The sequence below is a fragment of the Gilliamella sp. B2785 genome (genome assembly GCF_026537005.1).
Classification (GTDB): domain Bacteria; phylum Pseudomonadota; class Gammaproteobacteria; order Enterobacterales; family Orbaceae; genus Gilliamella; species Gilliamella apicola_E.
On the sequence record NZ_JAFNNC010000006.1, the window covers coordinates 1 to 14,258 of the forward strand.

Below are 14,258 nucleotides of genomic sequence, written 5' to 3' on the forward strand. Positions count from 1 at the left end.
TTAAATAAATAATTCTGCTTTAAACTGTAGCGCTTTTTAGTAGCTGTTTTTTTGCATCAAAAAAAGTTGAGGAACGGGGTTTTTGGGGCTAATAAATAATTATATTTAGCCTTATTACCCCGTTTATCCGTTAACTTATCTGCTTTTTATTTTATTGCTTTTGCCACTATTTGTTGTGCTTCTTGCTGTAAGATGGCAAGGTGTTCGTTGCTGATAAAGCTTTCGGCATAGATTTTATATGCGTCTTCCGTTCCCGATGGGCGAGCTGCAAACCAGCCGTTTTCGGTGATCACTTTTAATCCACCAATTGGCGCATTATTTGCTGGCGCGGTAGTGAGGCATTGGGTTATTTCTTCACCGGCTAGTTTGTCTGTGGTTAATTGGCTTGCATCAAGTTTGGCCAGTTTTTGTTTTTCAGCAAATGTAGCCGAAGCTTGAATGCGTCCATAGTATGAGACACCAAATTTGTCTTCAAGCTCTTGATATTGTTCTTGTGGGTTTTTGCCAATTTTGGCCGTCATTTCTGCAGCAAGTAGACATAAGATGATGCCATCTTTATCAGTTGTCCAGACTTTGCCGTTGGTTCTTAAAAATGATCCGCCAGCGCTTTCTTCACCAGCAAATCCGAGTTTGCCGTGATAGAGTCCATCAGCATACCATTTGAAACCAACCGGATATTCAAGGTATTTTTTGTTTAAGCTGTTAGCTACGCGGTCGATCATTGAGCTGGTTACAAGTGTTTTACCGATTGCGATATCTTTGTGCCATTGTGGGCGGTTTTGGAATAGGTAGTTTACACAGGTTGATAAGTAGGCATTTGGGTTCATTAGTCCTTTTGGGGTGACGATACCGTGGCGGTCAGCATCGGTGTCGTTGCCAAAGGCTAGATCGAATTTGTCTTTTAGATTTAGTAATCCTGCCATTGCCCAACGGCTTGAGCAATCCATGCGGATAATTTCATCATGGTCAAGATGCATAAAGCTAAATGTTGGGTCGATTTTGTTGTTGACGATTTCAAGGTTTAGGCCATATTTTTCAGCAATGCGTGGCCAATAGGTAATACAGGCGCCACCCAGCGGGTCAACCCCAATTTTGAGTGATGATGATTTGATAAGCGATAGATCGATGATGTTTTGTAGGTCATTAACATAATCGGTTTCATATTCTTTAGTATGCAGGTAGTCAGATTTTATCGCTTTTTCGATCGTGACGCGTTTGACACCATTTAGGTTGGCTTTGAGTAGTTCGTTAGCGCGATTTTCGATCTGTTTGGTGATGTCAGTATCAGCAGGCCCGCCGTTAGTTGGGTTGTATTTGATTCCGCCATCTTCAGGTGGGTTGTGTGATGGCGTGATAACGATGCCGTCAGCTAATTGTGATTGTTTATTGTAAGTTAAGATGGCGTGCGATATTACCGGCGTTGGTGTGTAACCCCAGTTTTGAGCGATGACTACGGTTTGTTCGTTAGCAATAAAGACTTCTAATACGGATTTTAGCGCAAGTTCGGATAAGGCGTGGGAATCTTGGCCAATAAAACAAGGACCAGTGATGTTGTTAGCTTTGCGGTATTCCGCCACCGCTTGTGCAATGGCTAGAATATGAGCTTCGTTAAAGGTGCCTTTGTTTGAGCTACCACGGTGACCCGATGTACCAAAGATGACCAGTTGGCTGATATTGTCTGTATCTGGTTTGATTTGGTAGTAATTGTTTTTTAATGTTTCGACATTTATTAGGTCTGTCGGTTGCGCTAACAATCCCGCACGACTTGGCTTATCCATTTTTTACTCCTCTTTCACAATTCGTTTTATTCACTTTTGTGTTCATTGAGTGAATTTTTATTTACTTGATGGTGAGAATACATGAGTCACTTGGTTTATCATGCTTTCTGATATTCCCATGTCGCTCATAATCGATTCTATAATGAGTATTTTACGAGCAGTATTGGTGTTGCTAATGACCCAGTATGGGGTGCCAATGATTTCTCGTGGTTTGGTGTTTTTACCTGAGGTTTCGAGTGCTGTTGGGTCTTTTGCTAGGTATTGACGCTTTCTACCATGGAGTGAGGTCGCTGCAATGGAGAATAGTGCAGAGTTGTAGTTGTATAGCGCGTTTAATACCATTAAAAATCGACTGATGGTGGATCTTTCTTTAGTAAATCTTTCACTTTTAATCAGGTTTTCAATAACTGAATAATTGTTTTCAATGAGTTCTGATGGGGCAATTTCGATTGCTGACAATTGGTTAAACTTTAATAATCGTCTTAAAATACTTGAGGCATCTTCACCGATATATTTAGTTTGGCCTGCGATAAAGTTATAAAGTTCTTCGTCGATTTCGATAGTTTTCATGCTGTTATTTTGCCTATAAAATTATTTTACTGGACAACCATCAGCTGCGATGGCGTCAAGATTTAAATTCGGTTTGTCATTCATACAATCAAGCTTAGATTGATGAGTGACGGTTTCATTTTTCGTCGTTGCTTTTTGATTTTCATCATGACAGGCAGTTATCATAACTGATAATATTAAAGGAAAAAATAACCGTTTCATGTACTTATTGTATGGTAGATTAACTATTGAGCTGAGTATAACCTAAGTTGATTATAAATTGTATTATCAAATGATAAAATTGTGAAAATGATGTTGTCGTTTTTGCAAAAGAATATTATGCTATTAGAGGTATAAAATTTTATACTCAATATATGAGGAATAAATTATGAAAAAAATCGTCACATTAACTATACTAGCAGCAATTTTATCTGGGTGCAGTAATAGTGATATTTATTCTGGCGATGTTTATACAACCGATCAAGCTAAGCAAGTTCAACAAGTAAGTTATGGTACAGTTGTTGCTGTAAGAGCTGTGAAGATTCAAGCTAACTCTGATGGCAAAAATGGTGGCAATGTTGCGGGTCCTTTAGGCGGCGCAGTCATCGGGGGAGTATTAGGTAATACAATTGGTAATGGTACTGGGCGAATTTTAGCTGCAGCTACCGGTGCTGTAGGTGGTGCAATTTTAGGTGATGCTATCGAAAACAAAGCAAGCCAAGCTGCAGCGGTTGAATTAGAAATCAAACAAGATAAAGGTTCAACGATTGTTATTGTTCAAAAAGGTGATGCTAAGCAGTTTTACCCTGGTCAAAAAGTGAAACTGATCTCTAACGGTAAACGTATTAGTGCAGCACCAAAATATAATTCAAGATATTAAAGGTTCCTTTTCAAATCTTACTGATTTGTTCGCCTTCACTTATTGTATGATTCGTGAAGGCATTTTTTTTCTTCCCTTTCTTCCTTTTTTTCCTTTTTTCCCATTTTTCCCATTTTTCCTATTTTTAAATTCTCTTGATTGATTATTTTGTCAGCATAAAAATTTGCTTGGTTTGGTGCAAATAGATAAACTCAAGTTAGATGTTTAATTGTAATAAGGAACAGTACTGCAATGCGTATTTTACATACTATGATCCGCGTCGGCGATCTAAAACGTTCAATTGATTTTTATACTCGTATAATGGGAATGAAGTTGCTTAGAACAAGTGAGAATCCTGAATATCAATACTCGCTTGCTTTTGTTGGTTATAGTGATGAGTCTGAAAGTTCGGTGATTGAGTTGACCTATAATTGGGGGACGGATAAATATGATCATGGTACGGCGTTTGGTCATATTGCTATCGGGGTTGATGATGTGGCTAAGATGTGCGAAGACGTTCGTCAAGCGGGTGGTCGTGTGACTCGTGAGGCGGGGCCGGTTAAAGGTGGTAAGACGATTATTGCTTTTGTTGAAGATCCCGATGGTTATAAACTTGAGTTAATTCAAAATAGCCAAGCGTCTGAAGCGTTAGGTAATTAATACGTTATATCGCCGATTTTTCGGCGATATTTTTTTCAAATCTATTAATATTTTGGTGCAAGCAGGTCATCAATAAGTTGTTGGTGTGTGATGGTTTGTTTTGCTTGCTCAAGACTCGCTGTTGTCATAATGGCATTAAGTGCTGTTAATGATTCATCAAAATCATCATTTATTATGATGTAGTCATATTCGTTATAATGCGATATTTCAGATTGAGCTTTGTGCATTCTTTTGCTGATGATATTCGCGTCGTCTTGGCCTCGTTTAATCAGTCGATTTTCAAGCTCTTTTAGTGATGGCGGTAAAATGAAGATGCTTTTTGATTCAGGCATTTGCTGTCTTACTTGCTGTGCACCTTGCCAATCGATATCAAGAAAGACATTTATTCCTTGCTGTAATGATTGTTCGATTTCAGCTTTGGATGTGCCATAGTAGTGGTCAAAGACGTGAGCATATTCAACAAAGGCATTTTGTTTTATAAGCGATTCAAATTCTTGATTGTCTACAAAATAGTAGTGTTCACCTTGTTTTTCGCCCGGTCTTGGGTTTCTGGTTGTATGAGAGATTGAAACTTTAGCCGGATGGTGATTAGTTTGCGCTAGATAGGCGCGAATCAGGCTTGATTTGCCTGCACCACTTGGTGCTGAAATGATAAATAAAGTGCCTGTATACATAAATAATTTTACCGTAATATAATAAATAGTTTTAATAGAGCGTTGTTATACTCTATTATAGCAAAGTTTGATTATAAAATGCGGCTTATTGTTTTTAGTCTAATTAATTGTCTGCAATCTAATCTTTATCATTATAATTATTCAAGATATCAGTTTGTAAGGAATGAAAGATGTCATTAACGTTTGAAGATGGTGTGCGCGCCTGTATTCCCACCTTATTGGGGTATATTGGAATTGGTATCGCTGCGGGTGTAGTGGGTAAAGCCTCTAATTTGTCAGTGTTAGAAATCACCTTGATGGCTGCTATCATTTATGCGGGTGCATCGCAATTTATCATCACGGGTTTAATGATTGTAGCAACTCCGATTTCGGCTGTGATATTTACTGTTTTTTTGGTTAATTCACGCCATTTTTTGATGAGTATGGCTACTGCTCCTGCTTTTCGGCGTTTTTCGCTTTTAAATAATATTGGGATTGGTAGCTTATTAACCGATGAGAGTTTTGCGGTTGCGATGAATGCCATTGCTAATAAAACGCCGATCAATCCACCTTGGATGCATGGGCTGAATGTTACTGCTTATTTGGCGTGGATATTATCCTGTTTAGTTGGTGCATTGATCGGCGAGTGGTTGCCGAATCCTGCTCAGTTTGGTTTAGATTATGCATTAGTTGCGATGTTTATTGGTTTATTATATTTGCAGTTAACTGGTGATAAAACAAAAACCATTAGAAATCTGATTATTGCAATGTTAACTGTAACTGTGGTGCTGGTCTTTTTATTGCGATTTGTATCGTCAGAAATGGCAATATTATTTAGTACTTTTGCTGGCTGCTTTATGGGTATTATTGTGGAGCGTAAGGCATGAGTTTGTATAGTTTGTTGATTATTTTGGGGAGTGGTGTGGTGACTTGGTTACCGCGAGTTATTCCATTTTTATTAGTTAGAAAATTGCAATTGCCTGAAATCGTGATTCGTTTTCTATCTTATGTGCCTATCTGTATTTTAACTGCGCTATTTGTGCAAAATTTGTTTATTGTTAAGCAAGGTGAGTTTCCTTCTTTTAATTTGGAATATTGTTTAGCCGCTGTGCCAACTATTATCGTGGCGGTATTGACACGAAACCTGATGTGGGTGGTGATTACTGGTATGAGTTGTATGGCTTTGATTCGGTATTTTATTCTCTAGCGATAAATAAAAAAAACAGGGCGATTGCCCTGTTTTTTTATGTCAACATTGTTCTTTTTGCTCTAATCGCATGATGTTTCTTTTTAGTCTTTCAGCTTCGGCAGTTTGACCTAATTGAGTTAGGTAGTTGGCCATTGCTTTTTGATTGGCAAGATTGTTAATGATAGATTTTGGTTGTTTTTTCCACCATTTTATTAAGGCTAAAGGATCAATATCCGTAGATAACTGTTTTATACGACCAATATAAGCCGCTTGTTTGAACTGATCGAGTTGCGAATCAGGGTAAGCTTTGGTTTTGTATAAGATCGGTAACAGTTCAATCACCGCTTGATAATCTTGTGATTCATAATATAGCTGGTCTGCTAATTTTAGGAGCTCAATGTTACGCGGTTTTTCGTTTAGCAGTTTTTCGATTGTGATTTTAGCTGAGCTATATTCATGATTTTTGATTTGTAACCGAATTTGTACAATCTGAAAAGCAAATAATTCATTTGGTTGACAACTTTTAGCTGCTTGCTCTAAAGATTGATTAGCGGCGATAAGTTGGTCATCATCAATTTGTGCTTGAGCAGCAAGTAAGTAAGATAGTGTCGAACTTTTTGCTCCTTTGGCACTTTTCATAAATAGTTTTGCTGCTTGTCGGTAATCACCTTCTAATAAATAAAATTGCGCTTGTTCAATACGTTTAATTGATTTTTTTGGCGATCGTAATCTAAACCAATTACCCAATTTGGTATTGAAGATTTTAGAGAATAATTTATAGATTAGGTATAGGCAGAGCAAGCCAATGATTTGCAATATCATAAATGAGTTAAATGACATGCTGATACGATATTTGGCAACTTCAAATACCGCAGAACCTTGGTGGCCTTCAAACAATGGCCCAAGGAAAAATCCACCAACTAACACTAGGAATATAATGAGTATTTTGAACATTATTATTCTCCTATTTACCTAATATCGATTTAACGCGGGTTTGCATTAATTTTTCAAGTTCAGTAATGCTGTCGAGTTTATCAGGTATGTTTTGGTTACTGATTGGTTGGTTTTGTAAGTTTTCAAGCTCATCTATGAATGCTTTTACGCTTGGGGCATTACCATCAAAATACGCATTGACCCAAATTGCGGTATCATTTAGTGCTTGTTGATAAATGAGTTCTTGATGTCTTGGTACTGCTTGAGCAGCAATTAATAGACGGAAACGGATATTTTCGCGCAGGTAAAGTGATTGTTCTGCACTAAGTGGTGTTTTTAGGATCTGGCATTTAACAATTTGCTTTTCGTCACTTCCAGCTTTGTCTAGGCACTCAGAAAAATGGTTATCTTTTACATCTAATTTTTCAATTTTGATGAATTTATCCATAAATGTTGAAGCATTAGCAAGTAAATTATCTGACCAATCATCTGTTGAATGGGTGACATTATCTGCTGAAGTATTGGCGTTGTTAGCAAGAGTATCGTCATATTGATTCATGCCCAGATCGATATCTTTATAGTTTCCAACTAATGGTAATTCTGTTATTGATTCAGTTAAACCAAGTAATTTTAGGATTATGCCATCAGCGTCAACAAAAGTGACTTGAGATAGTGAGTTAATATCTTTGGTGATGGCTTGTCGAGCAGGGAGTAAGCTTGGATCATTTGTTTTCGCTAAGCTTTCATCTGCACTTTTGAGTAATAAACGGGCGCTGGTGTAGTCTTGATCGCTCCAGATTTTTCTACCGGCTAAATGCACTAGGTAGTTTGCTTGCGAGATGAGCCAAACGTTGTTATCCAGAGTCGATACGGCTGCTAAACGTTCGTTTAGGCTATTTAGGTTTTGCTCGTTTAATTTATTGGTATCATTAACTTGTTCAGTAAGTTGCTGCTGAGCTTTTTGGTTGTCGCTTAATTGACGGTCAACGCGTTGTGTTAATAATGAAAACTGTTGGTTTTGTTTATTGATGGCATCATCAATATTACTTTGAAGATCTTTAATGATACTTGCTTTGGTATTTTGTTTTAAATTGGCAATTTCAGCTTGTAGCGTTGAGATTTCATGTGTTTGGTTTTGGAGCTGTCTATAACCTTGAAAATAGATCAATCCACCTAAGCAAACTGTTAATCCGATGGCGAGTATTGAGAGTTTTGATACTGGCGCTTTTAGCGTATTGACTGATGGCTCAGGTTGAGGACTAGAAGGTTTTGGCTCTTTTTTATTTATATTCATCATATTATTCGCTTCTGTCTTTTTTATTTGGCTAAATGAAGTGGTGCTGATGTTTGATAGTGTTGCATTGGCACCATAATATCTAGATGGCATAAATTACCTCATTTAGATTTTTGAGAAATATTTTCCGCATTATGACATAGAGTTATCATTGTTTTAAATAAAAATTCATTATTTGCGCTAACAATTTGTAAAACGTTATGCCAATTTAGTTGCTTGGCTTTTTCGAATATCCGTGGGCTAGTTACCACCAATTGTGCTTCATATTTATGTTTATTTTGGCAATATGTGTCGAGTTGGAGTAGGTGATCGACACTTGTTACGAGTAGGATTTGTTGAGCAATATCATCAGTTAGTATGTTGGCTGGATATTGAATTGGTTGACGAAAATAACATTGTATTGAGGTCACGTTTGCTTTTTGTTGCAACTCTTGAGAGAGAAATTGCCGTCCATTGTTTCCACACAAAATTAAAACGGAACGGCCTTGCAAGTCAGTCAATAGTGGTAATAATCCCTCACTATGTTCCTCACTTGGATAATCAACGTGAACGTCAGCTTGTTGACTAAACAATTGAGCTGACTTTTTGCCAATGGCAAAATAGCGTAGATGTTTAGGAAAGCTTAGATTAGGTTGATGTTCTTTTATCATATAGCTGACTTGTGGCGATACCACAATTACGATATCTGATGGGGCAAGTTGGTTGAGCTGTTGTTGAAGGTTATTTAGTCCATGACCTGCTAAGATTTTGAATAATGGGAGATGGGTTGCCGGAATATTTGCTTGATTTAATTGCTGGGTTAGCTTATCCCCTTCGGGGGAAGGGCGAGTAATATAAATCATCAATCAATTATTTCCGCTAAAATTTTATCAGCTCCTTTGGCTAACAATTCTGATGCCAGTTGTTGACCTAAGGTTTCAGGCTCGGTTGCTGATTTGGTTAGCGTCGCTTTAATGATTTTGCTCCCATCAATACTACCAACTAACCCGGTTAAAGTTAATAAATCATTCGTTAATTGACTATAGCAGGCGATTGGCACTTGGCAACCACCTTGTAAGGCTTGATTCATTGCTCTTTCTGCTTGGATACAAATTCGGCTGTTTTTATCGTCTAGAGGTGCAAGTAATTTAAGAATCGTGTCATCATTTGATCGGGTTTCAATGCCAACCGCACCTTGCCCAACCGCCGGTAAGATTAAATCTGTTGTTATATATTGTTTGATTCGTTCTTGTAATCCTAATCGCTTTAAACCGACAGCGGCGAGGATGATTGCATCGTATTGTTGATCGTCTAATTTCGCTAGACGAGAGCCTACATTTCCACGTAAATCTTTTATAATGAGATGTGGATATTTTGCTCGCAATTGACATTGGCGTCTTAGACTTGAGGTGCCAACAATGGCACCTTGCGGTAAATCGTCCAAGCTTTGATATTGGTTTGATATGAGTGCATCACGTACGTCATCGCGTTGGCAGATGGTTGATAGGGTTAGTCCCTCCGGGAATTGGGCGGGAATATCTTTTATTGAGTGAACAGCAATATCAGCTTCGTTGTCTAATATGGCTTGCTCTAGTTGCTTTACAAATAATCCTTTTCCACCAATTTTTGACAGTGGACTATCTAAAAGCACATCACCTTTGGTTACCATAGGAAGAAGTTCCACGGTCAGATCGCTATGGGTAGCTGTCAGTTGTTCTTTTACATAGTTAGCCTGCCAAAGTGCTAAGGGGCTTTTACGTGTGGCGATGCGAATTTTCAATGGTGTTTCCATTCCTTTCAAATCTTTGTTTATCTTTTCTTTAACTCTTCAGTCGATTTGCCTAAAGTCTTGAGTGCTTTAGGCATGAAGACATTTTTATTTTTTTACGGTTTAAATGTGCGGCTTAAAGTTCATCGACAAAACGAATTGCATAACCAATATAATTTGCCGGTGTTAATTGTTTTAATCGTCCTTTTTCATGTTCAGGTAAAGCTAACGAGTCAATGAATTGTTGCATTCCTTGTGCATCAACACGTTTACCGCGAGTGAGTTCTTTTAATTTTTCGTATGGTTTTTCGATACCATAACGGCGCATTACGGTTTGAATTGGTTCGGCTAGCACTTCCCAATTACGGTTAAGCTCTTCAAGTAGATATTCTTGATTGACTTCAAGCTTATTTAAGCCTTTTAGGGTCGATTGATAAGCGATGATCGCATAACCAATACCTACACCAAGGTTACGTAATACTGTTGAGTCAGTTAAATCTCGTTGCCAACGAGAAATAGGTAGTTTGCTACCCAAGTGACTCATAATAGCGTTAGCTATACCTAAGTTACCTTCAGAGTTTTCAAAATCAATTGGGTTCACTTTGTGTGGCATGGTTGAAGAGCCGATCTCACCAGCGATGGTTTTTTGTTTGAAATGATTTAGTGCAATATAACCCCAAACATCACGATCAAAGTCGATCATGATGGTATTGAAACGCGCTACACAATCAAAATATTCGGCAATATAATCATGTGGTTCAATTTGCGTGGTGTATGGATTCCATTGTAATCCCAATGATGTGACAAATTCTTCACTAAATTTGTGCCAATTGATTTGTGGGTAAGCCACCATGTGTGCATTATAGTTACCTGTCGCCCCATTGATTTTACCTAGTATTTCAATTGACTGTAGTTGTTTAAGTTGTCTTTTTAAACGGTAGGCTACATTAGCAAACTCTTTACCAATGGTAGATGGTGTAGCGGGTTGTCCGTGCGTTCTTGATAGCAATGGAAGGTCACGATAAGCTTTAGCTTGAGCGGTGATAATATCAATCAATTTATTCCAATAAGGAACGATTACTGTATCTCGCGCTGTTTTTAGCATTAATGCGTAAGATAGATTGTTAATATCTTCAGAGGTACAGGCAAAGTGGATAAATTCGTTAATAGCTTGTAGCTCTTCGTTACTGTTTACTTTCTCTTTTAGGAAATATTCAACCGCTTTAACATCATGGTTTGTGGTTTTTTCGATGGTTTTAATGCGTAGTGCATCTTGTTCATCAAAGTTTTCTACAATTTGGTTAAGATGTTTAGTGGCAAGCTCACTTAAAGCTGGGACCTCCAGAATATCTGCTTGGCTAGCTAATTTTTGTAGCCAACGTACTTCAACTTGAACGCGATATTTTAATAAACCATATTCACTAAAAATTGTGCGTAATTCTGTTGTTTTGTCACCATAACGACCATCAATTGGTGATAGGGCGGTTAGAGCAGATAATTCCATCGGTTTTACTCCGTTGCTATTTTTTAATTTAATAACTTTGTTGATTAATTTCTTTTAATAACTCTTGCGCTGCATTAGCTATTCGTTTGCGACTTAATAGGAATTGGAAGCGACTTCCTCCAACTTGATACCATAAAATGGCCGAGCGAACACAACTCAATAGTGAAGATCTGACTTTGGCTTGAACTAATGAATTTTGTAGATATTCAGCTTTACCTACCACTTTGATTTTTGTTGCTAACGGGCTGATGATATCAGAATAGATTCCAGCTAATGAATAAGATAGGTCGTCAATATGATTGTCGATTGTTTCATTATTCATTTCAGGATATAGGCCTGATATTCGTTGTAAACGTTGATCTATTTTATCTAACGCTTCATTATTTTTTAATAGTTTGCTGGTAATACTTAAGGTGCCAAAAAGGTAACGAATCAGTTCAACATGTTGTTTTTGGTTAGAGGAGAGTAGGGTAATCAGTGTTTCTAACCCTGTTTTGATATTGTTTATACCATCATAAACATCATCAGTGGTTTTTGGTGATGTGTTGAATATGCTTTTTATCGATACTTGATAAATTGCCGTATTACAAACCCCAGTATTAGCAAGCTGGGGGATAAGTGTTGCGCTTTGTGTCGCGCCGGCAAGAGCTATTGCAATATGATGGTATTTATTGTTCACTTTAATGCTCCTTACTGCTTATAATTCGTTCCTCGATAATTCCACCGCCAAGGCAAACTTCATTTTGATAAAACACTGCTGATTGTCCTGGTGTGACAGCTGCAACAGGTTTGTCAAACATGACTTCAATTTTATCTTCACCTAGTGGTGTAACACAACAAGAGATATCTTGTTGACGATAGCGCGTTTTAACTGTGCAATGAAATGGTTGGGTAACAATTTTACGATCAACCCAGTGCAGTTGTTGGGCAATTAAACCATTTGAAAATAGTGCTGGATGGTCATGACCTTGAGCAACAATTAATTCGTTATTTTTAATATCTTTATCAACTACGTACCATGGAGTGTCGTCGGCTTGTTTTAGACCACCAATGCCAAGCCCTTTGCGTTGACCTAATGTGTGGTACATTAATCCTTGGTGTTGACCAATAACTTCACCATTTACGGTTCGAATAACGCCTGATTGTGCAGGTAAATAACGCGCTAAGAAGTCACTAAATTTTCGTTCTCCGATAAAACAGATACCTGTTGAGTCTTTTTTGGCTGCGGTTGCTAAGCCAAGTTGCTCTGCTATCTTTCTTACTTGTGGTTTTTCAAGTTCGCCAACAGGAAATAAACTTTGACGAATTTGGTCTTCACTAAGCGTATATAAAAAATAACTCTGATCTTTGTTGTTGTCGATTCCACGGAGTAATTCCACTTTGTCGCCATTTTCGCGTTTACGGACATAATGACCTGTTGCAATATAATCGGCATTTAAATCTTCTGCTGCATATTCAAGAAATGCTTTAAATTTGATCTCTTTGTTACATAAAATATCTGGATTCGGCGTTCGGCCTGCTTTGTATTCAGATAAAAAATGTTCAAAGACATTGTCCCAATATTCTGCAGCAAAGTTGATGGTATGGAGTTTGATATTTAATTTGTCACAGACTGCTTGTGCATCAGCGAGGTCGATAGCTGCAGAGCAATATTCTTCTGTGTCATCTTCTTCCCAATTTTTCATAAATAGACCAACAACATCATAGCCTTGTTGTTGTAATAAATAAGCAGAAACGGAAGAATCTACGCCGCCAGACATGCCGACAACGACTTTTTTTCGAGTGTTTACATTTGGCATAATAACTAAATTAATGGGCAAAAATTTTGTGGTGATTTTAGCATAATTAAGGCTAAATGTATAAGGTTATGCTGTATGGAATGTGATTAGATTGCTTAATTTTGTTAATGACATTTTTATTACAAAGTTGTTCGCAGAAAAAAATGCAATATCGAGTGATAAAAAACTCCATTGATTTGCATCAATGGAGTAAAAATAAAAAAAGCACAATGGCAATATTAATTGAGATTTTTCAATAAATAGATTACATGACCAATTATTTTAAAATCTTTTTGCTCATTTTTAGCTTTCGTAATAGTCGGGTATTTTGGGTTGTCTGAAATCAATAACAGATTTGAACCTTGATTTTGAATTCGTTTAATAGTAATTTGATCATCATATTGTACAGTATAAAGGAAACCATCAACTGGTTTATTATTTGCTGTATTAATAATGACTATATCATGGTTGGATATAGTTGGTTCCATACAATCACCTTTAGCCCAAACCGCAGCAAGATCATCTGCTTCACAACCTTGATGTTTAGTTAAGGTGAGATCAAATGGGATCGTATCTAAAATTGTGAATGCGTTAATAGTTTCGTTCTTATTAAGAAACGGAACATTCACTGTACCTCGGCTTAGCGTTTCAGGTAGTAAGCGACATTCACCTTTACCTGTTGCTAACCATTCAATTGATACATCGCATTTATCTGCGATAGTAGCTAATCGACTGAGTGATGGATAGGTTTTTCCACTTAAGTAATCACGGATTACCGCTTCGGACATACCAACACTTCTGGCAAATGCATTGCCTGAACGACCTTCTAATAGGAGCGTTAATCGGTTTTTAAAAGTTTCAACACAAGTATCGTTAAAAGTTCGTGTTTTTTCTTTGGTTTTAGGTTTTTTTTCTTTCGTTTCCATTATATTTTATTCCATTTGTGGCTGTTTTTTTGTTTTTATTGTTTTAATTCGTTTTTTTATGTGCTATTCTTTGCCGGTAACTTTTTATCGATCTAGAATCGTAACACCGATAATCTTTACAATAGCAAAAAATTTAACCAATAGAGGATCTCATAATGAGAGAACAAGATCAAGACTGGACACCATCAAGAGTTGTAGGTGAAATTAAAATTCGAGGCGGAAATTTAAGGGCGCTTTCACGATCAAGTGGTTTACAGGCTGATACTTTACGTAATGCTTTATATCGTCATTGTCCTAAATATGAACGTATTATCTCTGAATATTTGCAAGTGCCTGTTGAGAAAATTTGGCCATCTAGGTATGAAAATAAGGTTAAAAAATAAGTTAC

Annotated in this window: 17 protein-coding genes; 5 read left to right on the forward strand and 12 right to left on the reverse strand. The window is 37.3% G+C overall.

Annotation, left to right across the window (positions count from 1 at the left end):
• Positions 1-146: 146 nt before the first annotated feature.
• The 3 genes from pgm to J3U24_RS07720 are packed head-to-tail and all read right to left on the reverse strand — an operon-like array spanning position 147 to position 2,549.
• Entirely contained in the window at positions 147-1,778 is a 1,632-nt protein-coding gene (gene pgm / locus J3U24_RS07710) for a phosphoglucomutase (alpha-D-glucose-1,6-bisphosphate-dependent) (RefSeq protein WP_267337765.1), read from the reverse strand.
• Positions 1,779-1,835: 57 nt separating this feature from the next.
• Positions 1,836-2,348, reverse strand: a complete 513-nt coding sequence (locus J3U24_RS07715) for a hypothetical protein (RefSeq protein WP_267337766.1) — start codon at positions 2,346-2,348, stop codon at positions 1,836-1,838.
• A 21-nt stretch (positions 2,349-2,369) separates the two neighbouring features.
• Complete coding sequence (locus J3U24_RS07720) at positions 2,370-2,549, reverse strand: hypothetical protein (RefSeq protein WP_065733934.1); 180 nt, start codon at positions 2,547-2,549, stop codon at positions 2,370-2,372.
• A 163-nt stretch (positions 2,550-2,712) separates the two neighbouring features.
• Here J3U24_RS07720 and J3U24_RS07725 point away from each other — a divergent pair, with 163 nt between their 5' ends.
• Together J3U24_RS07725 and gloA are read left to right on the forward strand one after the other, a co-directional pair.
• Positions 2,713-3,207 carry a glycine zipper 2TM domain-containing protein gene (locus tag J3U24_RS07725; protein WP_065733935.1) on the forward strand — a complete coding sequence of 165 codons (495 nt, stop codon included), beginning with the start codon at positions 2,713-2,715 and terminating at the stop codon, positions 3,205-3,207.
• Between the two features lie 231 nt (positions 3,208-3,438).
• On the forward strand, positions 3,439-3,846 hold the full coding sequence (gene gloA, locus J3U24_RS07730; RefSeq protein WP_255561379.1) for a lactoylglutathione lyase: 408 nt from the start codon (positions 3,439-3,441) through the stop codon (positions 3,844-3,846).
• Positions 3,847-3,890: 44 nt separating this feature from the next.
• Here the strand turns inward: gloA and gmk are convergent, their stop codons facing one another.
• Positions 3,891-4,520 (reverse strand): guanylate kinase, encoded by a 630-nt coding sequence (gene gmk, locus J3U24_RS07735; RefSeq protein WP_267330707.1) that lies wholly within the window; start codon positions 4,518-4,520, stop codon positions 3,891-3,893.
• Between the two features lie 170 nt (positions 4,521-4,690).
• Here gmk and J3U24_RS07740 point away from each other — a divergent pair, with 170 nt between their 5' ends.
• Both J3U24_RS07740 and J3U24_RS07745 read left to right on the forward strand, forming a co-directional pair.
• Positions 4,691-5,386, forward strand: a complete 696-nt coding sequence (locus J3U24_RS07740; protein ID WP_267330708.1) for an AzlC family ABC transporter permease — start codon at positions 4,691-4,693, stop codon at positions 5,384-5,386.
• Positions 5,383-5,706 carry an AzlD domain-containing protein gene (locus J3U24_RS07745; RefSeq protein WP_267337767.1) on the forward strand — a complete coding sequence of 108 codons (324 nt, stop codon included), beginning with the start codon at positions 5,383-5,385 and terminating at the stop codon, positions 5,704-5,706. Before J3U24_RS07740 ends, J3U24_RS07745 begins: the two co-directional genes overlap by 4 nt.
• Before the next feature lie 42 nt (positions 5,707-5,748).
• Here J3U24_RS07745 and J3U24_RS07750 read toward each other — a convergent pair whose 3' ends face one another.
• From J3U24_RS07750 to J3U24_RS07785, 8 genes are all read right to left on the reverse strand, one after another.
• A complete protein-coding gene (locus J3U24_RS07750) occupies positions 5,749-6,642 on the reverse strand; it encodes a heme biosynthesis HemY N-terminal domain-containing protein (RefSeq protein ID WP_267337768.1) in 894 nt (297 codons plus the stop codon).
• Positions 6,643-6,652: 10 nt separating this feature from the next.
• Positions 6,653-8,008, reverse strand: coding sequence for a uroporphyrinogen-III C-methyltransferase (locus J3U24_RS07755; RefSeq protein WP_267337769.1), 1,356 nt, complete (start codon positions 8,006-8,008; stop codon positions 6,653-6,655).
• Positions 8,009-8,016: 8 nt separating this feature from the next.
• The gene (locus J3U24_RS07760) at positions 8,017-8,757 is read right to left on the reverse strand and encodes a uroporphyrinogen-III synthase (RefSeq protein WP_267337770.1); all 741 of its coding nucleotides are present in this window, start codon (positions 8,755-8,757) and stop codon (positions 8,017-8,019) included.
• The gene (gene hemC / locus J3U24_RS07765; RefSeq protein ID WP_267337771.1) at positions 8,757-9,686 is read right to left on the reverse strand and encodes a hydroxymethylbilane synthase; all 930 of its coding nucleotides are present in this window, start codon (positions 9,684-9,686) and stop codon (positions 8,757-8,759) included. The genes J3U24_RS07760 and hemC overlap by 1 nt, the downstream gene beginning before the upstream one ends.
• A 112-nt stretch (positions 9,687-9,798) precedes the next feature.
• Positions 9,799-11,166, reverse strand: a complete 1,368-nt coding sequence (purB, locus tag J3U24_RS07770; protein WP_267337772.1) for an adenylosuccinate lyase — start codon at positions 11,164-11,166, stop codon at positions 9,799-9,801.
• Positions 11,167-11,194: 28 nt separating this feature from the next.
• Positions 11,195-11,845, reverse strand: coding sequence for a high frequency lysogenization protein HflD (gene hflD / locus J3U24_RS07775; RefSeq protein ID WP_267337773.1), 651 nt, complete (start codon positions 11,843-11,845; stop codon positions 11,195-11,197).
• Between the two features lies 1 nt (position 11,846).
• Positions 11,847-12,965, reverse strand: coding sequence for a tRNA 2-thiouridine(34) synthase MnmA (mnmA, locus tag J3U24_RS07780; protein ID WP_267330713.1), 1,119 nt, complete (start codon positions 12,963-12,965; stop codon positions 11,847-11,849).
• A 218-nt stretch (positions 12,966-13,183) separates the two neighbouring features.
• A complete protein-coding gene (locus tag J3U24_RS07785; RefSeq protein WP_065733945.1) occupies positions 13,184-13,870 on the reverse strand; it encodes a LexA family transcriptional regulator in 687 nt (228 codons plus the stop codon).
• Between the two features lie 155 nt (positions 13,871-14,025).
• Here J3U24_RS07785 and J3U24_RS07790 point away from each other — a divergent pair, with 155 nt between their 5' ends.
• A complete protein-coding gene (locus J3U24_RS07790; RefSeq protein WP_065562654.1) occupies positions 14,026-14,253 on the forward strand; it encodes a helix-turn-helix domain-containing protein in 228 nt (75 codons plus the stop codon).
• Positions 14,254-14,258: the final 5 nt, after the last annotated feature.